The organism is Enterobacter cloacae complex sp. 302F9 (genome assembly GCF_050030335.1).
GTDB classification, from domain to species: Bacteria; Pseudomonadota; Gammaproteobacteria; order Enterobacterales; family Enterobacteriaceae; genus Enterobacter; species Enterobacter hormaechei_C.
This window is the reverse complement of record NZ_JBLGUC010000001.1, coordinates 4,067,216-4,091,573: the sequence shown is the minus strand read 5'-3', so window position 1 is coordinate 4,091,573 and position 24,358 is coordinate 4,067,216. Positions and strand designations below refer to the sequence as shown.

Below are 24,358 nucleotides of genomic sequence, written 5' to 3'. Positions count from 1 at the left end.
TTAGTTGATATCCAGAATCGAGGTTGAATGCATACCGCTACCGGCGGAAAGTGGCTCGTTTAACAGGGCGTGCATGGTTGCCCACGCGATATCCGCGTGGCTGGCTTCCTCACTGCGGCTGGCTTCATAGGTGGCACTGCGGCCACTGCTGGTCATGGTTTTGCGTATAGCCATGAATGACTGCGTGATGTCGGTCGCACCGGCGTCATACTCCAGACACCCGCGTCGGATGGTGTCTTTCGCTTTCAGCACCATTGCGGTTTTCATTTCCGGCGTGTAGCGGATGGCGCGCGCTGCCGGGAAGAATGAGCGCACGAGCTGGTAAACCCCCTGGCCGATGCCGGTCGCATCGATGCCGATATAGTCGACCGTGTATTTCTCAGTCAGCGCACGGATGGCCTCGGCCTGCGCGGCAAAATCCATGCCTTTCCACTGGTGACGCTCAAGGATGCGGAACTTGCCACCGGCTACAAGTGGCGGAGCCAGTACCGCACAGCCTGCGCTGTCGCCGGTGTGTGACGGGTCGTAGCCAATCCATACCGGGCGCCAGTTAAACGGACGGTCGGCAAACGGCTCGAAGTCCTCCCATTCTTCCATCGCATCGACCATGCAACGCTGGAGCTCCTCGAACGGGAATACCGACGCCTTATCGTCGACGAACTCGCACATAAACAGGTTACGGAAGTCATCCGCGCTGTTTTCCTGTCTGAGCTGGTCGAGGTTAAACAGGGTGCAGCCACCGGCGAGCGCGTCCTCAATGGTGACAATCTGCCGCCACTGGCCGTCCCCGCATAACATGCCCCCGGCAAGCGCCTGATGACTGATATCGATGTCGACACGTTCGTCGCGGTTACTGCGTCCCCGGTTAAACAGCTCGCCTGACCAGAACGGATAAGCGCCGTGTGCCAGCGTCGACGGCGTTGAAAAATATGTGGTGCGCAGGTGCGATTGCGAGGCCATGCCCGAGGCGACTTTGCGCAGCTTCTGGAAATTGGGGATCCAGAAAATCTCATCGACGTACAGGTCGCCGTTGTGGCTCTGCGCGGTGTTAGAGTTGGTCCCGAGGAAAATCAGCTCTGCGCCGTTGTTGCCGATGACAATCGGGTCGCCTGACAGGTCGACGTCGACCAGACGCGCAAAGGCGATGATGTACTTACGGAAAACGTAAGCCTGCGTTTTACTGGCGGATAAAAAAATCTGGTTTTGCCCGGTCTTAAGGGCGCGCAGAAGCGCCTCACGCGCAAAGTAAAACGTTGCGCCAATCTGGCGCGATTTGAGGATATGGCGGATGCGGTGCTCTAACCCGGCTTTATGCCACATGAGCTGATACTCAAACGACTGGTCAAAGAAAATCTCTTCCAGCTTTTCAATCGCTTCTTCACTGAAGAAATTACGTTTCGGCTTTTTGCGATCACCTCTGTTGCGGCTTGCAATGTTGGGGTTTAAATCCACCTCGTTTCCGGTCTTGCCGTAGCGGTTCACGCGCGCGAGGCGCTCCATCTGGCGCGACAGAAAATCAGCGACCTTAAAGTCGTGCGGCGTCAGGTCGGGCTTGGCGTAAAGCTGGATGAGGCGCGCCTCTAACGTCGACTCAACGCGGTTAATCGGCGCGGTTTCCTCCCATCCATCACGCTGTTTCCAGCTCTGCACCGTGGGGCGCTTGAGTTGCAGCATGTCGCAGATTTGCGGCACGGCGAACCCCTGCCAGTACAACAGCCGCGCCTGTCGTCGTGGGTCATTGAGTAATGAAAGGTCAGTTGAAATGGTCATGCTTACCTCGTTTTGATGTTACGAGGCAAGGCTAAGGAAATGACCGTGCTTAATCGCTAAACCCCTGTTGTGTCAGGGATTGCACTTCCGCAACAGGTGGCTGATGAGGGGCTGAGTCGGGAAACTAACCCCGACCCGAAAACCCAACATCAGGACACCTGAACAATGGCAAAGAAAGTTTCTAAATGGTTTCGCATCGGCGTCGAGGGTGACACCTGCGATGGCCGCGTCATCAGTGCTGATGACATTCAGGAAATGGCCGACACGTTCGACCCGCGCGTCTACGGTTGCCGCATTAACCTCGAACATATCAAAAGCCTCATCCCTGACAGCCCCTTTAAGCGCTATGGCGATGTGACCGCGCTTAAAGCGGAGATTATCAGCGATGACTCTGCGCTCAATGGCAAAAAGGCGCTGTTTGCCAAAATTGCCCCGCTCGATGAGCTGGTCAGTATGGTACGTGCCGGGCAGAAGGTTTACACCTCAATGGAGATCCGCCCGAATTTCTCTAACAGCGGCAAATGCTATCTCATCGGGCTCGCCGTCACCGATGACCCGGCAAGCCTCGGCACCGAATACCTTGAATTCTGTAGCCGCGCCACACAAAACCCGCTCGCCGGTAAAAAAGACCAGCCGGGCGATCTCTTCTCTGTGGCCTCACTGGCTGAGCTGGAATTTGAGGACGTTCCCGACACCATGCTCAACAGCCTGACCGACAAGGTTAAGGCTATTTTCAGCCGCAAACAGGCCAGCGATGACGCCCGTCTTGCAGATGTGCATGAGGCTGTGACAACCGTTACCGAGCTGGTGCAAACCAACCTCACCGCCACCGACCAGCGCGTCACCGAGCTTGAGACCGAACTGGCGCAGCTTAAGCAGGACGTGACCAGCAAGGCCGAAGAAAGCGCGCAGGCGTTTAACGACCTCAAAAACTCCCTCGATAACACCGAAAGCCAGCGCCAGCCGCGCCGCGAGCTTTCAAAAGGTGGTACGGGCGACGAGCTGCTGACCAACTGCTGATAACCCGCCGGGCGCGCTGCCCGGCCTGATACCTATCATCCGAACAGGAAAAACCATGCGTAAACAAACCCGCTTTAAATTCAATGCCTACCTGACCCGCGTCGCGGAGCTGAACGACATTTCCACCGATGACGTGGCGAAGAAATTCACCGTCGAGCCGTCGGTCACGCAAACCATGATGGACACCGTGCAGGAATCGTCCTCATTCCTGACGAAAATCAACATCGTGCCGGTCGACGAGCTGAAAGGCGAAAAGGTCGGTGTGGGTGTTAACGGCACAATCGCGAGTACCGCCGATACTGACGGCGATGGCGAGCGTGAAACCGCTGATTTTACTGCGCTGGAGTCCAACAAATACGAGTGCGCGCAGATTAACTTTGACTTCCATATCCGCTATAAGCAGCTCGACCTGTGGGCGCGATTCCAGGACTTCCAGACCCGTATCCGTAACGCCATTATCAAGCGTCAGGCGCTCGATTTCATCATGGCCGGTTTCAACGGCATTGAGCGTGCCGCCAAATCTGACCGCAAAAAAAATCCGATGCTTCAGGATGTGGCCGTGGGCTGGTTGCAGAAGTACCGCAATGAAGCGCCAGCGCGCGTGATGTCAAAAATCACCGACGAGGACGGCGCGGTCATTTCCGATGTGATCCGCGTGGGTAAAAACGGCGACTATGCGAACCTCGACGCGCTGGTCATGGATGCCACCGGCAACCTGATTGATGAGATTTATCAGGATGACCCGGAGCTGGTTGTCATCACCGGTCGCAAGCTGATGGCGGATAAATACTTCCCTATCGTCAATAAAGACCAGGACAACAGCGAGTCGCTGGCCGCTGACATCATCATCAGCCAGAAGCGAATCGGCAACCTGCCTGCCGTGCGCGTGCCTTACTTCCCGGCGAATGCCCTGATGGTGACGCGTCTCGATAACCTGTCTATCTACTTCATGGATGACGCGCATCGCCGCAGCATCATCGAAAACCCGAAGAAAGACCGCATCGAGAACTACGAGTCAATGAATACCGACTACGTGGTCGAGGCATACGCTGCCGGTTGCCTGATTGAAAATATCAAGCTCGGTGAGTTTGCCGCGCCTGCTGCACCGGAAAGCGCTTCCGCTCCAGTAGATAACGAAGGCGGAGAGTAAACCATGACGAGTCCCGCAGCGCGTCACATGATGCGGGTCTCGGCCTCTGAAACAGCGCGGCGGGCTGCTGTCCCGCTGCGCAATGCAACTGCCTATGAGCAGATGCTCGTTAAGCTGGCCGCAGACAACCGCACGCTAAAACAAATCCGATCCAATGAGCGAAAGGCAGATAAAAAGCGTGAGCTGCTGCCGTTCTATCTGCCATGGGTGGCTGGCGTCCTCGCACACGGCAAGGGCGCGCAGGATGACATCGTCATGACGGTCATGCTGTGGCGTCTCGATGCTGACGATATCGCCGGGGCGCTGGAAATTGCCCGTTACGCCATGACCTATGGCCTGACCATGCCGACCGGTCGACGTCCGACGCCTTACCTGCTGGCCGAAGAGGTGGCACTGGCCGCGCAGCGCCTGCTCGCTGCAAAACAGCCGGTCGAACTGGCGAACTTGCTCGACACCATTGCGCTGACTGAACGCGCTGACATGCCCGATATCGTGCGCGCGAAGCTGCACAAAATCACCGGCTATGTCCTGCGTGATGCGAATCAACTGCCCGAGGCGCTGGCGCACCTGCAACGTGCGATCCAGTTAGAACGCACAATCGGTGTGAAAAAGGATATCGAGCAGTTAGAGCGCCAGCTCAGGCCAAAACCCGAACCGGCACCGAAAACCAAAACGACTAAACCGCGCACGCGCAAACCTGCCGCCAAACCGGCGGCACGGCGCGGGCGTCCACCAAAGGCGGCAAAAGCCGCAGGTTAACCGAGCGCTCCCCGAGCCGGGCGGCACGCCGGTCAAAGAGGGTATCAATTGCCCTGACTGCGACCGGCGTCCACCGCCCACCTATTACCCGAGGTTGTCATGACGACGCTGATTATTGAGCAAAACAAAGAGCCGCAGGATGTGCCGGGCGTGGTGATACCGCCGCCGGGTGTGAGCGAGCCGGTAATCAAAAACACCCCGTTTTTTCCTGATGTTGATCCGAAGCGGGTGCGTGAGGAAATGCGTTTAGAGCAGACCGTTTCCCCTGTGCGCCTGCGCCGGGCAATTAAGACCGCCATCGCAGAGACGAACGCGGAGCTGGGCGAATGGCGCGAGCGTCAGCTCGATGCAGGGTACGCCACGCTGGCGGATGTCCCGACCGACAGGCTCGACGGCGAAAGTGTGCGTGTTTTCCACTACTTCAACGCCGTGTGTGCAATGACGACCGCCACGCTTTACGAGCGTTTTCGCGGCGTGGATGCGACCGCCAGAGGTGACAAAAAGGCCGACAGCATCGACAGCACTATCGATGAAATGTGGCGGGATATGCGCTGGTCTGTGGCGCGCATCCAGGACAAAGCGCGCTGCATTGTGGGGCAAATCTGATGAAAGCGTATGCGCTACAGGGCGACACCCTCGACGCGATTTGTGTGCGGTACTACGGGCGCACCGAGGGCGTTGTCGAAACCGTCTTAGAAGCGAATCCCGGTCTGTCTGAGCTCGGCGTCATCCTGCCGCACGGCACGGCAATTGAACTGCCCGAGACCGACAGCGCGGCCAGAACCGAAACGGTGAATCTATGGGACTGAGTATGGAGAAAATCACCACGTTTATCGCCTACTGGCTGGCCGTCGCGCTGGCGTACCTCGGCGCAATATCGCCCGAAAAGATGGCGCTTTACGTGGGCGGCGGATGCGCCATTTTTACCGCGCTTACGAATTACTGGTTTAAGCGCAAAACGTACCTCTATCTGACGTCACTCGGACTCGACAAGGGGGCTATTCGTGAAATCAATCGTTAAACGTTGCAGTGTGGCCGCAGTGCTGGCGCTGGCGGCGCTGATGCCTGACTTTCGTCTGCTTAACACCTCGCCCGAGGGGCTGGCGCTGATTGCCGACCTCGAAGGTTGTCGCCTGACGCCTTACCAGTGCAGCGCGGGAGTGTGGACGTCAGGCATCGGCCACACTGCCGGTGTCGTCCCGAAAGGGGAAATCACAGAACGTCAGGCGGCGGCGAACCTCGTCGCGGATGTGATGAACGTCGAGAGGCGTCTCGCAGTCTGCGTGCCGGTAGAAATGCCGCAGCACATTTACGACGCGCTGGTCAGCTTCTCATTCAACGTGGGAACCGGCGCGGCCTGCCGGTCGACGCTGGTGTCGTATATCAAGCGACACCAATGGTGGCAGGCGTGCGACCAGCTCACCCGCTGGGTTTATGTGAATGGCTCAATCAATAAAGGGCTGGAAAATCGCCGCGCGCGTGAGCGTGCTTATTGTCTGAAAGGAGTTTCTCAATGAAAAAGTTTTTACGTTCACTGATTTTAGATGCCCTGCTGGCTGTATTCCTGCTATGGGGGCTGGCTTCGCCGCAAAGTGCAGCACTTAATTTTGTTGCAGCGTGGGCGCTGTTTGGCTGTGTTGTCTGTATTGCGGCGAGCCTTGCCGGTGTAGCTGTTTTTGACCACTGGCTACGAAATGCGGGGAAAGGTATTCCGGTAAAACCCGAGGTTATGAAAATCTTCCGCGCTGTTTTCTGTAACAAGCCCTCAAAGGCGCGTCGCGCATGGTCTCTTATTATTTTTGTCGTAACCATTGGGTGTCTGCTCGGTGCTGGCTGGATCTTTACCGCGCTGCTTTACCTGATTTGCGTCCTGACCTTTACGGGGGTGCGCACCTCATACCGTCAGCGCATTGAGGAGGCGGGGCTGTGTCCAGATACATTGTGATGTTGATTGCCGCAGGTCTGGCGCTGGCGGCTGTGCTCTGGTTAAGGCATGAGAACGGTAATCTACGGCGCTCTTTTGACCGGGCAAATAAGGTCGCGACCGAACAGAAAAACGTGATCGGGATGCTGAAAAATCAGCTTAACGTTTCGCAGGGAATCGCCAGGCGAAATGAAACCGCGCAGGTCAGTTTACGTGGTGAGCTGATTGCTGCCGGTGCGATGGCCGTGCGCCGGGAAGAAACCATTACGAGGCTGATGAATGAAAATGAAACGTTACGCCGCTGGTACAGCGCTGAGCTGCCTGATGTTGTGCGCAGGATGCACACCCGCGCCGGTTGCGCCTCCGCCGGTCATTGTTTACAGCGCCTGCCCGAAAGTGAGCTGGTGCCCGATGCCGGAAAGCGACCCGGCCACTAATGGCGACCTGAGTGCAGATATTCGCAGGCTTGAGAACGCGCTCGCCGCCTGCGCGTTACAGGTTGAAACCATCAAAGACTGTCAGGATAAACTCGATGAAGAAAGCATGCAGCCTGCGCGAAGCGCTGATTAAAGCCGTCCCGCAGCTTGAAACAAACCCCGAAATGATGCGCATCTTTGCCGATGAGGGGAATATCGATGCGCGTCTCGCGGCCTCGCTGTCGCATGAGAAAATTTATACCCTGAATGTGATCGTGTGTGACTTTGTCGGCGACCCTGATTTGATATTCGTGCCGGTGGTCGCGTGGCTCAGGGAAAACCAGCCTGATATCTGCACGCTCGATGAAGGGCGAAAAAAAGGCTACCGTTTCCAGATGGATTTAAACGACGGGGACAGCGTCGATATCAGCATCAGCCTGCAGCTCACCGAGCGTACCCTCATCAAAGAGGAAAACGGCGCGCTGCATGTCAGCTATGCCCCGGAGCCGCCGCTGCCTGAGCCCGTGACACGACCAAAAGAGCTCTATATTAACGGCGAACTGGTGAGCAAATGGGATGAGTGATTTAACGCCTTTTGACAACCAGCTCACCGGGCTGCTTGCTGCCCTGTCACCCGCAGGGCGTCGCAAGCTTGCCGGTGATATTGCAAAGGAGCTGCGCAAGTCGCAACAGCAACGGATAAAACAGCAAAAAGCCCCGGACGGCTCACCCTATCAGGCGCGAAAGCGTCAGCCTCTCAGGGCTAAGAGAGGGAGGATTAAACGGGCGATGTTCCAGAGGCTCCGCACGAGCCGGTACATGAAAGCCACTGGCAGTGAAAGCAGGGCAATGGTGGAGTTTACCGGCAAAGTGCAGCGAATTGCGCGTGTCCATCAGTACGGGTTAAAAGACCGGCCTAACCCGCACAGCCATGACGTGCAGTATGCAGAGCGCCAGTTACTTGGATTCAGCAAAACCGAAAATAATTCTATAGAGAAAATTGTTTTGCATCATATATTGAGGGTGAGGGATACAAAAGATGCAGGGTAGTATGCTACCACGCTGTGCAGTGAAATTATGATGCGGTGTTTATTATGTGTAATGTAATGGATGTTTCACTAAATGATTGAAAACATCCATTACTATTTTTAATTATAATGCTGTTAAGGTATGTTATTTTTTTTAAGAAAAAAATGAACTACAAGTCGCTCGATAGGTGTGAGTGGTCTATTTGATTTAAAGTGGTTGCTAGAATTATTGTTACTTAGCTCAATTGCTTTAGTTGCGATAAGATCTTTGTAAATAAACTTTTTATCTTCGTTACTTAGTGTCTTGAATTGTTCGGATGGGCTTGAGCTTGATTTTGCGATTCTGAGTGAGCCCGGGGTGTGTTTTTTTTCTTCTTCAATTTTCTGCTCCATACTAATGACATGCTCATTAATATAGTCGCCAACAGGAATTCCAGTTAGGGTTATGATTTTACCAGATATATAGTGTGGATAATGGTTGGCTTTCTCATAATTGATTGATTTAGCCATTTCTTGGAAGTGCTCGCCAGTAATTGTCAACGAAGCGTCTTGCACTAAAAAATAAAGGTCAACGGCGAAGTTAAAAATCGCGGGATAGATGTCGACATATTTTCCGTAAAAAATGAAAGTTTCGCGGATGTATCGTTTTGTTTGTTCTTGCTTTGTATTTTCAATTATGCGTTCAATGACGGTTAAAGGTAATAGGCACAAAATTCCCACTTCAGTGCGAATGTTTGCAATGTCTGAAGATTTTATTCCTTTTGACGAATTTAAAAGCTCGGAGTGATGGAGGGAGAAATTGCGTAGAGTTTTTAGAGAAAGATATCGCTTATTATCTTTGCTAACGTTTTTTTTGGTCGCAATCTCATACTTTTCTATAGAACTGCAAAGAGAGTTGAGTAAATTATTTAGATCATCAGTGTCACTTGAAGATGTGAATGTGTAATATTTTTTATAAAATCTTGATATTTCTATCTCACAGCTTTCTTTTGGTGTCATTTATTTATTCCGTTGAGACTAATTGTTGAGCCATATAAATGATAGCGAAATAGTGAAGGTGGGTCGATACTCTTTCTAACATTTGTGTAGGTCTGCCAATAATCTACTTTAATTAAGTGTGTCATATACGCAACATAGCTTGTTGTTACATCTCTCATCAAACCTGCTTGAGTAGCCTAACCCCTTGCCCGGCGGCATCCTTTCCCCATGACTAATCTAAATTCTCTGCAGGAAATCGCTCGCGCGATCCGCAACCTTATCCGCACCGGCATCGTGACCGACGTTGACCACGACGAGGGGCTTTGTCGTGTCCAGACCGGCGGCATGGAAACCACCTGGCTGAACTGGCTAACCTGCCGCGCCGGTCGCTCGCGCGTATGGTGGGCTCCATCCGTTGGCGAGCAGGTGTTATTGCTGGCCATCGGCGGTGAGCTCGATACGGCCTTTGTGCTGCCAGGCATTTTCTCAGATGACAATCCCGCGCCGTCAGCCTCACCTGATGCGTTACATGTGGCATTTCCCGATGGCGCTGTCATTGAGTACGAACCCGAAAGCGGCGCGCTTACCGTGTCTGGCATCAAAACCGCCAACGTCACCGCGTCGGATTCCATCACGGCCACCGTGCCGGTGGTGCTGGTGAAAGCCGAAAGCCGCATCACGCTCGATACGCCCGAGGTGGTATGTACCAACAAACTGACGACCGGCACGCTCGAAGTGCAGAAAGGCGGGACGATGTCCGGGAATATCGAGCATACAGGCGGGTCACTGTCGTCAAATGGCAAAGTGCTGCACCTCCATAAACACCCGGGCGACAGTGGCGGGACAACGGGGGCACCGATATGACAGTGCGTTATTTGGGAATGAACAGCCAGACCGGCCTCAGTGTCACTGAGGTTGAGCATATCAGGCAAAGCGTGCGCGACATTCTCGTCACGCCGGTTGGCTCGCGCGTCATGCGCCGTGAATACGGCTCGCTTCTGTCGGCACTGATTGACCAGCCGCAGACACCGGCACTGCGATTGCAAATTATGGCCGCGTGCTATTCTGCGATCCAGAAGTGGGAGCCGCGCGTCAGTCTGACAACCATCACCTTTGAGCGGTCGGAGACCGACGGCGGGCTGTATGTCGATATTACCGGCACGCGCTCGGCTAACGGTCAGCCCTTTTCCCTCACTATTCCATTGAGTTAAACGTTATGGCAATTGTTGACCTGAACCAGCTCGCCGCGCCTGATGTCGTGGAGGTGCTGGACTATGAGACCATCCTCGCGGAGCGCAAGGCGACCCTCGTCTCGTTATACCCGGAGGAACAACAGGAGGCAGTCGCGCGCACGCTGACGCTCGAATCAGAGCCGATTGTTAAGCTGCTGGAGGAAAACGCCTATCGGGAGGTTATCTGGCGCCAGCGCGTCAACGAGGCCGCGCGTGCGGTCATGCTGGCGTATGCAGAAGATGCCGACCTTGACCAGATAGGCGGAAATTATAACGTCGAGCGCCTCGTCATCACCCCGGCAGACGACACGACGTTTCCGCCCACGCCAGCCGTAATGGAGTCGAATACAGACTACCGTCTGCGCATCCAACAGGCTTTTGAAGGACTGAGTACCGCAGGCTCAACCGGTGCATATCAGTTTCATGGCCGCAGCGCCGACGGGCGTGTCGCGGATATTTCCGTCATCAGTCCTGAGCCTGCGTGTGTGACCGTGTCCGTGCTGTCGCGTGAAAATAACGGCGTGGCCTCTGACGAGCTGCTCGCTATCGTGCGCGATGCCCTGAACGACGAGGACGTCAGGCCGGTGGCCGACCGCGTGACCGTGCAGTCAGCGAAAATCATCGACTACAAAATCACTGCATCGCTTTACCTTTACCCCGGCCCCGAAAGTGAGCCTGTGCTCAGTGCGGCAAAAGCAAAGTTACAGGCGTATATCACCGCGCAGCACCGGCTCGGGCGTGACATCCGTAAATCGGCCATCTATGCGGCGCTCCACGTCGAGGGCGTGCAGCGTGTCGAGCTGGCCGCGCCGGTGGCTGACATCGTTCTCGATGAAACGCAGGCGTCATGGTGCAGCGAGTACAGCGTCACCATAGGGGGTAATGATGAATGACACCCGACTGTTGCCGGTTGGCTCCTCGCCGCTTGAGTTGGCGGCGGCGCGCGCCTGCGCTGAAATCGAAAATACCCCCGTCCCCCTGCGCCGACTCTGGAGCCCGGACGACTGCCCGTCAAACCTCTTGCCGTGGCTGGCGTGGGCGTTTTCCGTTGACCGCTGGGATGAGAACTGGCCGGAGGCCACCAAACGGGATGTGATCCGCAATGCCTGGTATATCCACGCACACAAAGGAACGATTGGGGCAGTGCGCCGCGTCGTGGAGCCGCTCGGCTACCTGATAAACGTGTCTGAGTGGTGGCAGACAAACGATCCGCCCGGCACGTTTCGACTCGATATCGGTGTGCTGGAGACCGGCATCACCGAGGAAATGTATTACGAAATGGAGCGGCTTATTGCCGATGCAAAGCCAGCCAGCCGCCATCTTATCGGCCTCAATATTATTCAGGACATTCCCGGCTATCTGTACACCGGCGCCCTGAGCTATGACGGCGACATCATCACGGTTTACCCCGGATAAGTGAGAGCACAATGACAGTGAAATATAAAACGGTCATCACCAAAGCCGGTGCAATCAAGCTGGCCGCAGCGACCGTCCCGAACGGGAAAAAAGTCAATTTTACGGCGATGGCCGTCGGTGACGGCGGCGGTACGCTGCCGGTGCCTGACCCAAACCAGACAAAACTCGTTAAAGAGGTCTGGCGTCATGCGCTGAACAAAATCAGCCAGGACAATAAGCACAAAAATTATGTCGTGGCGGAGCTGCTCATCCCGCCTGAGACCGGCGGTTTCTGGATGCGTGAGCTCGGACTCTATGACGACACCGGCACGCTGATAGCGGTCGGTAATATGGCCGAAAGCTACAAGCCAGCGCTGGCGGAGGGGTCAGGCCGTGCGCAGACCGTGCGAATGGTAATTATGGTGAGCGACATCGAGTCAGTCGAGCTGACCATCGACACCTCAACGGTGATGGCAACGCAGGACTACGTCGACGACAAGCTCGCTGAGCATGAGCAGTCCCGCCGCCATCCTGACGCCACGCTCACCGCAAAGGGTTTTACTCAGCTCAGCAGCGCGACCGACAGCGTGTCTGAGAGCGTCGCAGCGACGCCGAAAGCGGTTAAAGCGGCGTATGACATTGCGAAGGGTAAATATACGGCTCAGGATGCCACCACGGCGAAAAAGGGTATCGTCCAGCTCAGTAGCGCGACCGACAGCACGTCTGAGAGCGTCGCAGCGACGCCGAAAGCGGTTAAGGCGGCGTATGACCTTGCGAAAGGGAAATATACGGCTCAGGACGCCACCACGGAGCAAAAGGGTATCGTCCAGCTCAGCAGCGCAACCGACAGCACGTCTGAGGCGCTGGCGGCAACGCCGAAAGCAGTTAAGGCCGCGAATGACAACGCTAACGGGCGCGTACCATCAGGGCGCAGGATTAATGGTCATGCGCTGACTGATGATTTTAATATCAGCGCGCAGGATATTTTCAACGGGCAAGCCGTGGCAATTGGCAATGCCGCCGACCTGAACGCCTACACCACGGCGGGACTTTATTACCAGCCAGCGAATGCGCAGGCTCAAACCGGCAGGAACTATCCAGAAGCTAACGCCGGTTCGCTGGAAGTTTATAAGCATGCCGGTATCACGCAGATTTACCGGATTTATAACAGCTCCCGCTCGTACATTCGCACGCTTTACAGCGGGACGTGGTCAGCCTGGGTTAAACAGTATGATGCGTCCAATAAACCCTCCCCGGCTGATATTAATGCCGTGAATAAGGGCGGCGATACAATGACCGGGGGGCTTAAGATTCGCGCTGCTGATGCGTTGCGCATTTACGATGCGGCATACGGAATGATTTTTCGCCGTTCAGAAAATAATTTTTACCTGATTCCGACAGTAAAAGACCAGGGGGAAAATGGCGGCATAAGTTCACTGCGTCCATTTTATGCAGATCTCACTAATGGCAGAGTGACGCTGGGTAATGGTGCAGTCGTTAACGGCGGTCTTGGGCTGGGTGTAGTCAGCGGCCTTGGGGGGAACTCTATTGCTCTGGGGGATAATGACACCGGTTTCAAACAGAACGGAGATGGTGTGCTGGATGTTTATGCCAACAGCAAACAGGTAATGCGATTCCTGAACAGTGGCATAACGAGTTATATGCTCTTCAACATGAATGCAGGCGCATCAGTAAGCAGCACTCTCACCTTTAAAAACGGTAGCGGTATCACGTCAGAGAAAACTGGTGCCAACCCCCGAAACGGCCGAATTTACTGGGGCGGTGATGCGAGTCGCGGCAACAGGATAGAGTTTGCAGATGATGCCGGCTGGAAAGCTTACATTGAGCGTCATCCCTCAAACGGTGTTCAGTTAGTCGTTAACGGGCGAATCAATGGAAGTATTATTTATTCCAGTGGTGAAGTACAGGCAGGCGGAGGGAGTGCTCGTTTTGCAGCTGATGGAAATATATTCGGCTCAAAATGGGGCAATCAGTGGCTTGATGCATATCTGAGAAACACCTATCAGCCAAAGGGCAATTATACCCCGGCTGGTCAGGCCTATACCAAAGCAGAATCGGAAGCGCGCTACGGGGTCGGTAAAACGACGACAGGAAATAACAGCGCTTATTATACTCACGGCAACGGCGCTGTCTTTATGCAGGCAGTAAGAAATATTGCTGTCGGTAATAATGCCACTGTAACCGTGACACTGCCTACATCTTTCCCTAACGGCATTCTCGGTACAGGGGTCAGTTTTTATGGTTCGGGTGGCAACAACTCCGACTCATATTATATGTGCACGCCGGTCAATAAAAATCAGGTGAAAATCCAGACCCGAAACTGTAACGGAACATTTTCACTTATCGTGTCGGGATATTGATATGAAGAAATATTTCAGTAATACAGAAAAAAGCTTTTACCTTGAGGAAACTGTTAAGGCATATCAGGCTCAGGATATTTCAGTACCGGCTGATCTGATGACCATATCCGATGACGAATATGAAGCTTTTATGGTTTCACCTGACCGGAAAGCGCCTCAGTACAATGTTGAATCAGAATGTATGGAATGGGTCGACATCGAACCACCTACACGCGAGGAAGCTATCGAAAAAGCTGAGTCATTAAAGGCGCAGCTCTTGTCTGTAGCAGCTCAGGCCATAGCCCCATTGCAGGATGCGGTCGATTTGTCGATGGCGACAGATGAGGAAATGGCGAGCCTGTCGGCGTGGAAGAAATACCGGGTTTTACTTAACCGGGTTGATACCAGTGAGCCTGACGAAATTGAATGGCCTGAATCGCCGTTAACAGAGTAATAAAAAACCCGCGTTAAGCGGGTTTAATCATAGGCGCATTCTTCATAGTCTTTTTCTGTTTCATCACCGACAAACAGTCTGAGCCAGCAAAAGCCAAAGAGCCACCATGTAGCCAGACAACCAATAACCCAGAGTAAAATCGTCATTATCGCTTCCTCGTTAATGGCGAAACGATAGCGACAATACCCATTCATTGATAATGGTTATCAGCGATCGATTAACCGTGATTGATCGCTGATAACGATCAATGACGCTTTCCTCACATGGCAACCGGTCACTGCGCGTTGTGCTGTCACTTCCCCAACGGCCTTTCGTTTCTCACACCTCACACACAACAGAAAATAGTTGCACCCCTTAACCACGGAGTTAAACGGATGAGCGACTATCATCACGGCGTCGAGGTCATCGAGATTAACGATGGCACGCGCACCATTTCCACCGTTTCGACGGCTATCATCGGCATGGTCTGCACCGCCAGCGATGCTGACGATTCAACATTCCCGCTAAATGAGCCGGTGCTGATTACCAGCGTGCAGAACGCTATCGGTAAAGCCGGTAAGCTCGGCACCCTGTCAAAATCCCTGCAAGCCATTGCCGACCAGTGCAAGCCGGTCGTTGTGGTTGTGCGCGTTGCCGAAGGTATTGAAGACCCGGACGACCCGGAAGCAGCGCAGAAAGAAACCATTTCCAACATCATCGGCACGACCGACGAAAACGGCAAATACACTGGGCTTAAAGCGCTGTTGACCGCCAAAACCGTCACCGGCGTCAAGCCGCGTATTCTCGGCGTGCCGGGGCTGGATTCTCTGGAAGTGGCGACCGCGCTCGCGGCGACCTGTCAGAGCCTGCGCGCGTTTGGCTATATCAGCGCGTGGGGCTGCAAGACCATTTCCGAAGCCATCGCCTACCGTGAGAATTTCAGCCAGCGCGAGCTGATGGTCATTCACCCTGATTTTCTGGCGTGGGACACTACGGCGAATCAGACCGATATAGCATGGGCGACCGCCCGCGCGCTCGGCCTGCGTGCCAAAATCGACCAGGAGACGGGCTGGCACAAAACGCTGTCTAACGTCGGCGTGAATGGCGTCACCGGCGTCAGTGCCTCGGTCTCGTGGGACTTGCAGGAGAAGGCCACCGACGCGAACCTGTTGAATCAGGCCGGTGTCACGACGTTGATCCGTAACGACGGATTTAAATTCTGGGGCAACCGTACCTGTTCCGACGATCCGTTATTCCTCTTTGAAAACTACACCCGCACGGCGCAGGTGCTGGCCGACACGATGGCGGAGGCGCACGCCTGGGCGATTGATAAACCCGTCACCGCAACGCTTATCCGCGACATCGTCGCCGGTATCAATGCGAAATTCCGCGAGCTGAAAAACAACGGCTATATCGTTGACGGCTCCTGCTGGTACGACCCGGAGTCAAACAGCGTGGAAACGCTCAAGGTGGGGAAACTGTATATCGATTACGACTACACCCCCGTCCCGCCGCTGGAAAACCTGACCCTGCGCCAGCGCATCACTGATACCTATCTGGCGAACCTGTCAGAGTCGGTCAACAGCTAAGGAGCTCTGAGCATGGCATTACCACGCAAACTGAAATACCTGAACATGTTCAACGATGGCCTGAGCTACATGGGCGTCGTTGAATCCGTCACCCTGCCAAAGCTGACCCGTAAGCTTGAGAAATACCGCGGCGGCGGGATGCCGGGTTCGGTGTCGATTGACCTCGGTCTCGATGACGATGCGCTGTCGTGCGAGTGGACGCTCGGCGGTCTGCCCGACGTCGAGCTGTGGGCGCAGTACGCCTCACCGGGCGCGGACAGCGTACCGTTGCGCTTTACCGGCTCATACCAGCGCGATGACACCGGCGCGATTTCTGCCGTTGAGGTGGTCATGCGTGGCCGTCACAAAGAGTACGACGGCGGCGAAAACAAACAGGGCGAAAGCGGCACGACCAAAATCTCGACCGAATGCGCGTACTACCAGCTCACGATTGACGGCAGGGAGGTCATCGAGATTGACGTCATCAACATGGTGCTGAAAGTCGACGGCGTCGACCGTCTGGCAGAGCACCGCAAGGCCATTGGCCTGTAACCCTCTTAACCGGTCAGTCAGGCTGGCCGGTCACTTAACTTTGACGAGAGCAACATCATGGAAAACAACATCGAAACCGGCGTTACAGAAATTGAAGTCACCGAAACCAAAAAGCCACACGTCGTGACCCTCGATAACCCCCTCATGCGCGGTGAGCAAAAAATCGGAGAGGTGACGGTTTCAAAACCTAACGCGGGAACCCTGCGCGGGGTGTCGCTGGCCTCACTGGCAAACTCTGACGTTGACGCGCTGATTAAGGTGCTGCCGCGTATGACCTACCCGGCACTCACCGAGCATGAAATTGCCCGTCTGGATGCCTCAGACCTGATGCAGTTCGCCGCTGAGGTGATTGGTTTTTTGTCGCCATCTTCGGCTCGCTGACGTTCCCCGCAAAACTTTCGGTCGATGACCTGATGGCGGATATCGCGGTGATTTTTCACTGGCCGCCATCAGAGCTGTATTCCCTGAGCGTGACCGAGCTCCTCACATGGCGCGACAAGGCGCTACAGCGAAGCGGAAACCACTATGAGCAATAACGTCAGGATCGAGGTGCTGCTTAACGCAGTAGACCGGGCAAGCCGACCGCTAAAAGCTATCCAGAACGCCAGCAAATCCCTCGCTGGCGATATCCGCAACTCACAGACGACCCTGCGCGACCTTAACGCGCAGGCGTCCCGAATCGACGGATTCAGGAAAGCGAGCGCACAGCTTGCCGTGACCGGTCAGTCGCTTAACAAAGCGAAACAGGAGGCCGCAGCGCTGGCCGTCCAGTTTAAAAACACGGAAAACCCCACCAAAGCGCAGGCGCGCGCGATGGAGGCGGCAAAAAAATCCGCCGCTGACCTGCAACTCAAATATAACGGGCTCAGGCAGTCGGTACAGCGCCAGCGCACCGAGCTTGCTCAGGCCGGGATTAATACCCGAACGCTGTCGGCTGACGAGCGTCGCCTTAAAACCAGCATCAGCGAGACGACCGCCCAGCTTAACCGGCAACGTGAGGCGCTGGCGCGGGTCAGTCAGCAACAGGCGAAGCTGAGCCGGGTTAAGGAGCGCTATCAGGCCGGAAAGAATATGGCCGGTAGCATGGCGGCGGCTGGCGCGGCGGGTACAGGTATAGCCACGGCTGGCACCATGGCCGGGGTAAAACTGCTGATGCCTGGCTATTCGTTTGCACAGAAAAACTCTGAGCTGCAAGCCGTGCTCGGGGTAGACAAACAGTCGCCCGAAATGGAGGCGTTACGCAAACAGGCCAGACAGCTCGGAGACAATACCGCCGCATCTGCGGACGACGCAGCGAGTGCACAAATCATCATTGCCAAAAGTGGCGGGGATGCTGATGCCATTCAGGCGGCGACGCCGGTCACGCTGAATATGGCATTGTCGAATCAGCGCTCGATGGAGGAAAACGCCGCCCTGCTGACAGGGATGAAATCTGCGTTTCAGCTTTCCAACGACCAGATCGCCCACATTGGCGACGTGCTGTCGATGACGATGAACAAAACCGCCGCCGACTTTGACGGGCTGAGTGATGCGCTGACCTATGCCGCGCCGGTGGCGAAAAATGCCGGGGTCAGTATCGAGCAAACCGCCGCGATGGTCGGTGCGTTGCACGATGCAAAAATTACCGGCTCGATGGCGGGAACGGGTAGCCGTGCAATCCTGAGCCGCCTACAGGCGCCGACCGGTAAAGCCTTTGAGGCCATCAAAGAGCTCGGTGTCAAAACCTCTGACGACAGAGGAAACACGCGCCCGATATTTTCCATCCTGAAGGAAATGCAGCGCAGTTTTGAGAAAAACAATCTCGGTACCAGCCAGCGCGGCGAGTACATGAAAACCATCTTCGGTGAAGAGGCCAGCTCGGCGGCAGCGGTGCTGATGACCGCAGCGTCAACCGGCAAGCTCGACAAACTCACCGCAGCGTTTAAAGCCTCGGACGGTAAAACCGAGGAGCTGGTCAAAATCATGCAGGACAATCTCGGCGGCGACTTTAAAGAGTTTCAGTCTGCTTATGAGGCCGTGGGAACTGACCTGTTTGACCAGCAAAACGACGCTCTGCGTAAACTGACGCAGACGGCCACGCGATATGTTTTGAAACTCGATGGCTGGATCACCCGCAATAAATCACTGGCGACCACTATCGGTGTTGTAGCCGGTGGCGCACTGGCGCTGATTGGTGTGATTGGCGGGATTGGCCTGATTGCGTGGCCGGTGGTGATGGGGATTAACGCCATTATCGCCGCCGCAGGTCTGCTGGGAACGGTCTTTACCGTTGCCGGTGGCGCAATAGTGACTGCTGTCGGTGCAATCAGTCTGCCGGTGGTCGCGGTCGCCGGTGCGGTGGTGGCCGGGGCGCTCCTGATTCGTAAATACTGGGAGCCCATCAGCGCATTCTTTTCGGGCGTGGTGGAGGGGCTTAAAGCGGCATTTGCGCCGGTGGCGGAAATCTTCTCGCCGCTGACGCCGGTGTTTGATTCCATCATCGAGAAATTGCGCGGGGTCTGGCAGTGGTTCACTGACCTGATAGCACCGGTCAAGGCAACGCAGGAAACGCTGGACCGCTGCAAAAATGTCGGCGTGGCATTTGGCAAAGCGCTGGCCGATGCGTTAACGGCTCCCCTGAACGTCTTTAACAGCCTGAGCGGCAAAGTCGGCTGGCTACTGGAAAAGCTCGGGGTTATCAAAAAAGAGTCGGACGGCCTCGACCAGACTGCCGCTAAAGCCAGTGCCGCAGCCGGTACGCAAAACGGGTCTTATATTCCGCAGACGTCCGTTTATGGCGGTTATCAGATGTACCAGCCAGTGACGGCGCCTGCTGGCCGGTCCTATGTCGACCAGAGCAAGCGTGAATACAACATTACTCTGTCGGGTGGCGTTGCGCCGGGAACTGACCTCGACCGGCAGCTCCGGGAAGCAGTCGAAAAACTCGACCGGGAAGAAAGAGCACGCCAGCGCTCAAGTATGCGCCATGACGGATGAGGGCTAAAACATGTTAATGGTACTGGGTTTATTTGTGTTTGAACGCCGCACGCTGCCGCATCAGTCCATGCAATATTCGAAGGATTACCGATGGGCGTCAAATGACCGCATCGGTAAACCCCCTGCTTATCAGTATCTCGGCGAGGAGGAAACCTCGCGCACGCTCTCGGGCGTGCTGTACCCCGAAATCACCGGCGGACGCCTGTCGCTGACGGCCATCGAACTGATGGCCGACGAGGGCAGAGCGTGGCCGCTGATTGACGGGACGGGCATGATCCACGGTATGTATGTCATCGAAAAAGTGACCCACACGCACACCGAATTATTCAGCGACGGCGCGGCCAGAAAAATTGAGTTTAGCCTCTCGCTGAAACGGGTCGATGACTCGCTCGCGGCCATTTATGGAGACCTGAAAACGCAGGCCGACAATCTGGTGACATCTGCCGGTAACTGGATTGGAGGGCTGGCGGGATGATTACGGGTCTGAATGTTCAGGCCGGGGCGCAGATTGCTCCGGCGTTTATGCTCACGCTTGATGGCGATGATATCACGCAGAATTTCAGCGACCGGCTAATCAGTCTGACCATGACGGACAATCGCGGATTCGAGGCTGACCAGCTCGACATCGAGCTTGACGACACCGACGGGCTTGTCGAGCTGCCGCCGCGCGGTGCAAAACTGACGCTGTGGCTGGGCTGGCAGGGCTCAGCCTTGCTGAATAAGGGCAGTTTCACGGTCGACGAAATCGAGCACCGTGGCGCGCCTGATACGCTGACCATCAGGGGGCGCAGCGCTGATTTTCGCGGCACGCTGAACTCCCGCCGGGAACAGTCATGGCATGACACCACGCTCGGTGTCATTGTTGAGACCATCGCAGCGCGTAACAAACTCACGGCCAGCGTGGCTGACACGCTGAAAGCGATCCCCGTGCCTCATATTGACCAGGCGCAGGAATCCGACGCGGTGTTTCTGTCCCGCCTGGCTGACCGTAACGGTGCATCAGTGTCGGTGAAAGCGGGGAAACTGCTGTTCCTGAAAGCCGGTACCGGCAGGACGGCCAGTGGCAAGCCCATCCCGCAAATGACCATCGAACGCGGCGACGGCGACCGTCATCAGTTTGCGATTGCTGACCGCGAAGCCTACACCGGCGTAACGGCGAAATGGCTGCACACAAAAGACCCGAAGCCGCAAAAGCAAAAGGTGAAGCTCAAGCGCAAGCCGAAGGCGCAGCACCTGCGCGCGCTGCAACATCCAAAAGCGACAAAAACCACGTCAAAGGCCAGAGCCAAAAAAGAGCAGGAGGCGCGCGAGGGCGAGTATATGGTCGGTGAGTCTGAGAACGTGCTGGAGCTGACGACCATCTACGCGACAAAAGCGCAGGCCATGCGCGCCGCTCAGGCTAAGTGGGACAAGTTACAGCGCGGAGTGGCGGAGTTTTCAATCTCGCTGGCTATTGGTCGGGCAGATTTATTTCCTGAAACGCCGATAGCGGTCAAAGGCTTTAAGCGTGTTATAGACGAGCAGTCTTGGATAATCAGCCGGGTGGTGCATAACCTTAACGGGAACGGCTACACGACGGGCTTGGAGCTTGAGGTTAAAGTGTCGGATGTGGAGTATGTTACAGAAGAGATGAACAAATAAAAGTATTCTCAAATTGTGAAGGATTGAGTATCATTTATTCACTTATTGTGAATGAGGGCTTGATGATGTTCCATTGTCCGAAATGCCAGCACGCGGCGCATGCTCGTACGAGTAGATATTTAAGTGAGAATACTAAGGAGCGCTATCATCAATGCACAAATATAAATTGCAGCTGTACATTTGTGACGATGGAGTCGGTAGAGCGTTTTATAGTTACACCCGGAACGATAACCCCAGCTCCACCTCACCCGACCGTTGGTGGTCAGCGGCCTTTATGGCTGTGATAAATTCCTGCTAAGTGCCCGCCCTGTGCGGGTTTTTTTATGCACCGAGGAAAGTCGCGTTAAAAATCTACCGCCATTTCATCGCCACTTAAAAATCCATGCAAAAAAAAGCCACTCGAATGAGTGGCTTAACTGTATGATTTTAATGATAAAATTTGGTGGCCCCTGCTGGACTTGAACCAGCGACCAAGCGATTATGAGTCGCCTGCTCTAACCACTGAGCTAAGGGGCCGTGGCGGTGAATTATAAAGTAACTCCCCTCAGCAATCCAGCCATTCACACCTGCCTGCTGTTTTTATAAACAACGCATAATCAATCCTTTATACTTATCTTAAGATGCATAGACAGGAGTAGAGATGATCAACGATATTCTGGCCCCTGGCCTGCGGGTGGTGTTCTGCGGTATCAATCCGGGTAAGTCATCGGCGCACACCGGTTTTCACTTTGCTCATCCGGGAAATCGCTTCTGGAAGGTGATCCACCAGGCCGGATTTACCGACAAACAGCTTAAGCCGGAAGAAGAGCAGCAGCTGCTGGATACGCGCTGTGGCATCACCATGCTGGTCGAGCGACCCACGGTGCAGGCGAGCGAAGTGAATCTGCATGAGCTGCGCGCTGGCGGACGTGAGCTGATCGCGAAAATTGAAGACTATCAGCCCGCGGCGCTGGCGATCCTCGGCAAGCAGGCCTACGAGCAGGCGTTCAGCCAGCGCGGCGCCAGCTGGGGTAAGCAGAACATTACCATTGGCGTAACGCAGGTGTGGGTGCTGCCGAACCCGAGCGGGCTGAACAGGGCGACGCTGGACAAGCTGGTGGAGGCGTATCGGGAACTGGATGAGGCGCTGGTGGTGAGGGGGCTTTAGCTCCTCTGGGGCCTGATGCCCTCACCCTGACCCTCTCCCACAGGGAGAGGGAATAAACAAAAAAAAGCTCCCGATTGGGAGCTTTTTCATTTCAGGGCCGATTAATCGTCCAGGAAGCTACGCAGCACTTCAGAGCGGCTCGGATGGCGCAGCTTACGCAGCGCCTTCGCTTCGATCTGACGGATACGTTCGCGGGTAACGTCAAACTGTTTACCCACTTCTTCCAGCGTGTGGTCGGTGTTCATGTCGATACCGAAACGCATACGCAGCACTTTGGCTTCACGGGCGGTCAGGCCAGCCAGCACGTCGTGCGTGGCAGCACGCAGGCTCTCGGTGGTGGCAGAGTCCAGCGGCAGCTCGAGGGTGGTATCCTCGATGAAATCACCCAGATGCGAATCTTCATCATCACCGATTGGCGTTTCCATGGAGATTGGCTCTTTAGCGATTTTCAGCACTTTACGGATCTTGTCTTCCGGCATCAACATGCGTTCAGCCAGCTCTTCCGGCGTCGGCTCGCGGCCCATCTCCTGCAACATCTGGCGAGAGATACGGTTGAGTTTGTTGATGGTCTCAATCATATGCACCGGAATACGGATGGTGCGCGCCTGGTCTGCGATAGAGCGGGTGATCGCCTGACGGATCCACCAGGTAGCATAGGTGGAGAACTTGTAACCACGACGGTATTCAAACTTATCTACCGCTTTCATCAGACCGATGTTGCCTTCCTGAATCAGATCCAGGAATTGCAGGCCACGGTTGGTGTATTTCTTGGCGATAGAGATAACCAGACGTAAGTTCGCTTCAACCATCTCTTTCTTAGCACGGCGGGCTTTCGCTTCACCGATGGACATACGACGGTTGATGTCTTTCACCTGCTCGATGGTCAGGCCGGTCTCTTCTTCAATCTGATGCAGTTTTTGCAGGCCGCGCTGTACGTCTTCTTTCACGTCGTGCAGCTTTTCAGACCACGGCTTGTTCATCGCGATAGCGGCGTTGAACCAGGTTTCGCTGGTTTCATTGCCGGTGAAGAGGGTAATGAAGTTCTTCTTCGGCATTTTGCACTGTTCAACGCACAGCTTCATGATGATACGTTCCTGGGTACGTACGCGATCCATCATCACGCGCATGCTGTTCACCAGGTAGTCGAACTGTTTAGGCACCAGGCGGAACTGTTTGAACACTTCAGACAGCTTCAGGATCTCTTCCTGAGCGGCGGCATGGCTGCGGCCTTTCGCTTTGATGGTGTCACGCGTCACTTCGTACTGGGTACGCAGCTCGGCAAACTTCTCACGCGCCAGTTCAGGGTCGATGCTGTTGTCATCGTCGCTGCTGTCGTCCTCTTCTTCTTCATCTTCGTCTTCGTCGTCATCCATCTCTTCCTGAGACAGCTCAGAACCGACGTGAGTGGCGGTTGGCGCCATATCTTCTTCAGCGTTCGGGTCGACAAAGCCAGTGATCAGATCGGACAGACGCGCTTCTTCCGCTTCAACGCGATCGTACTGCTCCAGCAGATAGGTAATCGCTTCCGGGTATTCGGCAACAGAGCACTGAACCTGGTTGATCCCGTCTTCGATGCGTTTTGCGATGTCAATTTCGCCTTCGCGGGTCAACAGTTCAACGGTACCCATTTCGCGCATGTACATACGGACCGGGTCAGTGGTACGCCCGATTTCAGATTCCACGCTGGACAGGACCTGTGCAGCAGCTTCTTCCGCATCTTCGTCAGTGTTGTTGGAGGTTTCAGCCAGCAACAGATCATCGGCATCCGGTGCTTCTTCCATCACCTGAATGCCCATGTCATTGATCATTTGGATGATATCTTCGATCTGATCTGAATCGACGATATCTTCCGGCAGATGGTCATTGACCTCGGCATAGGTCAGATAGCCTTGCTCCTTACCGCGTTGGACAAGAAGTTTCAGCTGTGACTGCGGGTTTTGCTCCATAAGACGGTATCCACACTTAATTCGTTTGATTGGTGTCGGCGATGGGCTGCCAACCTTTAAAGC

Annotated in this window: 31 protein-coding genes and 1 tRNA gene; 27 read left to right on the top strand and 5 right to left on the bottom strand. The window is 55.0% G+C overall.

The features are described 5' to 3' along the window. Positions 1–1,770 (bottom strand): terminase ATPase subunit family protein, encoded by a 1,770-nt coding sequence (locus ACQG0T_RS19850; RefSeq protein ID WP_045911514.1) that lies wholly within the window; start codon positions 1,768–1,770, stop codon positions 1–3. Positions 1,771–1,935: 165 nt separating this feature from the next. On the opposite strand from ACQG0T_RS19850, the gene ACQG0T_RS19845 reads away from it, so the two are divergent. The 12 genes from ACQG0T_RS19845 (at position 1,936) to ACQG0T_RS19790 (ending at position 8,089) form a co-directional block, all read left to right on the top strand. Next, the gene (locus ACQG0T_RS19845; RefSeq protein ID WP_017382975.1) at positions 1,936–2,790 is read left to right on the top strand and encodes a GPO family capsid scaffolding protein; all 855 of its coding nucleotides are present in this window, start codon (positions 1,936–1,938) and stop codon (positions 2,788–2,790) included. A gap of 55 nt (positions 2,791–2,845) precedes the next feature. Then, positions 2,846–3,940: a phage major capsid protein, P2 family gene (locus tag ACQG0T_RS19840; protein WP_045911513.1), complete on the top strand. Its 1,095-nt coding sequence runs from the start codon at positions 2,846–2,848 to the stop codon at positions 3,938–3,940. Positions 3,941–3,943: 3 nt separating this feature from the next. Continuing rightward, a complete protein-coding gene (locus ACQG0T_RS19835; RefSeq protein WP_045911512.1) occupies positions 3,944–4,699 on the top strand; it encodes a terminase endonuclease subunit in 756 nt (251 codons plus the stop codon). Positions 4,700–4,798: 99 nt separating this feature from the next. Further along, positions 4,799–5,305 (top strand): head completion/stabilization protein, encoded by a 507-nt coding sequence (locus ACQG0T_RS19830; protein WP_032609900.1) that lies wholly within the window; start codon positions 4,799–4,801, stop codon positions 5,303–5,305. Continuing rightward, positions 5,305–5,508 (top strand): tail protein X, encoded by a 204-nt coding sequence (locus tag ACQG0T_RS19825; RefSeq protein ID WP_017382979.1) that lies wholly within the window; start codon positions 5,305–5,307, stop codon positions 5,506–5,508. Before ACQG0T_RS19830 ends, ACQG0T_RS19825 begins: the two co-directional genes overlap by 1 nt. Beyond that, positions 5,499–5,720 carry a hypothetical protein gene (locus ACQG0T_RS19820; protein WP_014170137.1) on the top strand — a complete coding sequence of 74 codons (222 nt, stop codon included), beginning with the start codon at positions 5,499–5,501 and terminating at the stop codon, positions 5,718–5,720. The genes ACQG0T_RS19825 and ACQG0T_RS19820 overlap by 10 nt, the downstream gene beginning before the upstream one ends. Next, positions 5,704–6,216, top strand: coding sequence for a lysozyme (locus ACQG0T_RS19815; RefSeq protein ID WP_023295248.1), 513 nt, complete (start codon positions 5,704–5,706; stop codon positions 6,214–6,216). The genes ACQG0T_RS19820 and ACQG0T_RS19815 overlap by 17 nt, the downstream gene beginning before the upstream one ends. Continuing rightward, positions 6,213–6,644, top strand: coding sequence for a DNZ54_00345 family protein (locus ACQG0T_RS19810; protein ID WP_045911511.1), 432 nt, complete (start codon positions 6,213–6,215; stop codon positions 6,642–6,644). The genes ACQG0T_RS19815 and ACQG0T_RS19810 overlap by 4 nt, the downstream gene beginning before the upstream one ends. Next, entirely contained in the window at positions 6,644–7,060 is a 417-nt protein-coding gene (gene lysB / locus ACQG0T_RS19805) for an Rz-like lysis system protein LysB (RefSeq protein WP_045911510.1), read from the top strand. Before ACQG0T_RS19810 ends, lysB begins: the two co-directional genes overlap by 1 nt. Next, the gene (gene lysC / locus ACQG0T_RS19800; protein ID WP_080397788.1) at positions 6,948–7,193 is read left to right on the top strand and encodes an Rz1-like lysis system protein LysC; all 246 of its coding nucleotides are present in this window, start codon (positions 6,948–6,950) and stop codon (positions 7,191–7,193) included. Before lysB ends, lysC begins: the two co-directional genes overlap by 113 nt. Then, positions 7,156–7,623, top strand: a complete 468-nt coding sequence (locus ACQG0T_RS19795; protein WP_058655903.1) for a phage tail protein — start codon at positions 7,156–7,158, stop codon at positions 7,621–7,623. Before lysC ends, ACQG0T_RS19795 begins: the two co-directional genes overlap by 38 nt. Then, a complete protein-coding gene (locus tag ACQG0T_RS19790) occupies positions 7,616–8,089 on the top strand; it encodes a phage virion morphogenesis protein (RefSeq protein WP_047352910.1) in 474 nt (157 codons plus the stop codon). Before ACQG0T_RS19795 ends, ACQG0T_RS19790 begins: the two co-directional genes overlap by 8 nt. A 113-nt stretch (positions 8,090–8,202) precedes the next feature. Here the strand turns inward: ACQG0T_RS19790 and ACQG0T_RS19785 are convergent, their stop codons facing one another. After that, positions 8,203–9,066 (bottom strand): hypothetical protein, encoded by an 864-nt coding sequence (locus tag ACQG0T_RS19785; protein WP_047352911.1) that lies wholly within the window; start codon positions 9,064–9,066, stop codon positions 8,203–8,205. A gap of 207 nt (positions 9,067–9,273) precedes the next feature. On the opposite strand from ACQG0T_RS19785, the gene ACQG0T_RS19780 reads away from it, so the two are divergent. Genes ACQG0T_RS19780 through ACQG0T_RS19755 form a run of 6 tightly spaced genes read left to right on the top strand, consistent with a single transcriptional unit; the run spans position 9,274 to position 14,486 of the window. Further along, entirely contained in the window at positions 9,274–9,909 is a 636-nt protein-coding gene (locus tag ACQG0T_RS19780) for a phage baseplate assembly protein V (RefSeq protein ID WP_047352912.1), read from the top strand. Beyond that, on the top strand, positions 9,906–10,256 hold the full coding sequence (locus ACQG0T_RS19775; RefSeq protein WP_047352913.1) for a GPW/gp25 family protein: 351 nt from the start codon (positions 9,906–9,908) through the stop codon (positions 10,254–10,256). The genes ACQG0T_RS19780 and ACQG0T_RS19775 overlap by 4 nt, the downstream gene beginning before the upstream one ends. Before the next feature lie 5 nt (positions 10,257–10,261). Beyond that, positions 10,262–11,170, top strand: a complete 909-nt coding sequence (locus ACQG0T_RS19770) for a baseplate assembly protein (RefSeq protein WP_047352914.1) — start codon at positions 10,262–10,264, stop codon at positions 11,168–11,170. Further along, a complete protein-coding gene (locus ACQG0T_RS19765) occupies positions 11,163–11,693 on the top strand; it encodes a phage tail protein I (RefSeq protein ID WP_134390592.1) in 531 nt (176 codons plus the stop codon). The genes ACQG0T_RS19770 and ACQG0T_RS19765 overlap by 8 nt, the downstream gene beginning before the upstream one ends. A gap of 11 nt (positions 11,694–11,704) precedes the next feature. Beyond that, positions 11,705–14,053: a phage tail protein gene (locus ACQG0T_RS19760; protein ID WP_058655904.1), complete on the top strand. Its 2,349-nt coding sequence runs from the start codon at positions 11,705–11,707 to the stop codon at positions 14,051–14,053. A gap of 1 nt (position 14,054) precedes the next feature. Further along, positions 14,055–14,486: a tail fiber assembly protein gene (locus ACQG0T_RS19755; RefSeq protein ID WP_032659926.1), complete on the top strand. Its 432-nt coding sequence runs from the start codon at positions 14,055–14,057 to the stop codon at positions 14,484–14,486. A 23-nt stretch (positions 14,487–14,509) separates the two neighbouring features. Here the strand turns inward: ACQG0T_RS19755 and ACQG0T_RS19750 are convergent, their stop codons facing one another. Further along, positions 14,510–14,632 (bottom strand): hypothetical protein, encoded by a 123-nt coding sequence (locus ACQG0T_RS19750; protein WP_265114107.1) that lies wholly within the window; start codon positions 14,630–14,632, stop codon positions 14,510–14,512. Between the two features lie 228 nt (positions 14,633–14,860). Here ACQG0T_RS19750 and ACQG0T_RS19745 point away from each other — a divergent pair, with 228 nt between their 5' ends. The 8 genes from ACQG0T_RS19745 to ACQG0T_RS19710 all read left to right on the top strand — a co-directional run bounded on the left by ACQG0T_RS19745 (position 14,861) and on the right by ACQG0T_RS19710 (position 21,486). Continuing rightward, positions 14,861–16,054: a phage tail sheath protein gene (locus tag ACQG0T_RS19745; protein ID WP_023323582.1), complete on the top strand. Its 1,194-nt coding sequence runs from the start codon at positions 14,861–14,863 to the stop codon at positions 16,052–16,054. A 12-nt stretch (positions 16,055–16,066) separates the two neighbouring features. Then, a complete protein-coding gene (locus ACQG0T_RS19740) occupies positions 16,067–16,585 on the top strand; it encodes a phage major tail tube protein (protein WP_023295232.1) in 519 nt (172 codons plus the stop codon). A gap of 57 nt (positions 16,586–16,642) precedes the next feature. After that, positions 16,643–16,966: a phage tail assembly protein gene (locus ACQG0T_RS19735; protein WP_032618991.1), complete on the top strand. Its 324-nt coding sequence runs from the start codon at positions 16,643–16,645 to the stop codon at positions 16,964–16,966. A gap of 32 nt (positions 16,967–16,998) precedes the next feature. Then, a complete protein-coding gene (locus ACQG0T_RS19730; protein WP_017382998.1) occupies positions 16,999–17,121 on the top strand; it encodes a GpE family phage tail protein in 123 nt (40 codons plus the stop codon). Beyond that, complete coding sequence (locus tag ACQG0T_RS19725) at positions 17,111–19,561, top strand: phage tail tape measure protein (protein WP_047642233.1); 2,451 nt, start codon at positions 17,111–17,113, stop codon at positions 19,559–19,561. Before ACQG0T_RS19730 ends, ACQG0T_RS19725 begins: the two co-directional genes overlap by 11 nt. Before the next feature lie 10 nt (positions 19,562–19,571). Further along, entirely contained in the window at positions 19,572–20,036 is a 465-nt protein-coding gene (locus tag ACQG0T_RS19720; protein ID WP_426723862.1) for a phage tail protein, read from the top strand. Further along, the gene (locus ACQG0T_RS19715; RefSeq protein ID WP_058652645.1) at positions 20,033–21,202 is read left to right on the top strand and encodes a phage late control D family protein; all 1,170 of its coding nucleotides are present in this window, start codon (positions 20,033–20,035) and stop codon (positions 21,200–21,202) included. Before ACQG0T_RS19720 ends, ACQG0T_RS19715 begins: the two co-directional genes overlap by 4 nt. A 65-nt stretch (positions 21,203–21,267) precedes the next feature. After that, positions 21,268–21,486, top strand: coding sequence for a DNA-binding transcriptional regulator (locus ACQG0T_RS19710; RefSeq protein ID WP_032670747.1), 219 nt, complete (start codon positions 21,268–21,270; stop codon positions 21,484–21,486). 156 nt (positions 21,487–21,642) lie between these two features. On the opposite strand, the gene ACQG0T_RS19705 is transcribed toward ACQG0T_RS19710, so the two are convergent. Beyond that, positions 21,643–21,718, bottom strand: a tRNA-Ile gene (locus tag ACQG0T_RS19705). A 124-nt stretch (positions 21,719–21,842) separates the two neighbouring features. On the opposite strand from ACQG0T_RS19705, the gene mug reads away from it, so the two are divergent. Continuing rightward, positions 21,843–22,349, top strand: a complete 507-nt coding sequence (mug, locus tag ACQG0T_RS19700) for a G/U mismatch-specific DNA glycosylase (RefSeq protein WP_017384024.1) — start codon at positions 21,843–21,845, stop codon at positions 22,347–22,349. Positions 22,350–22,450: 101 nt separating this feature from the next. On the opposite strand, the gene rpoD is transcribed toward mug, so the two are convergent. Then, positions 22,451–24,295 (bottom strand): RNA polymerase sigma factor RpoD, encoded by a 1,845-nt coding sequence (gene rpoD, locus ACQG0T_RS19695; protein WP_015571912.1) that lies wholly within the window; start codon positions 24,293–24,295, stop codon positions 22,451–22,453. Between the last annotated feature and the right edge of the window lie 63 nt (positions 24,296–24,358).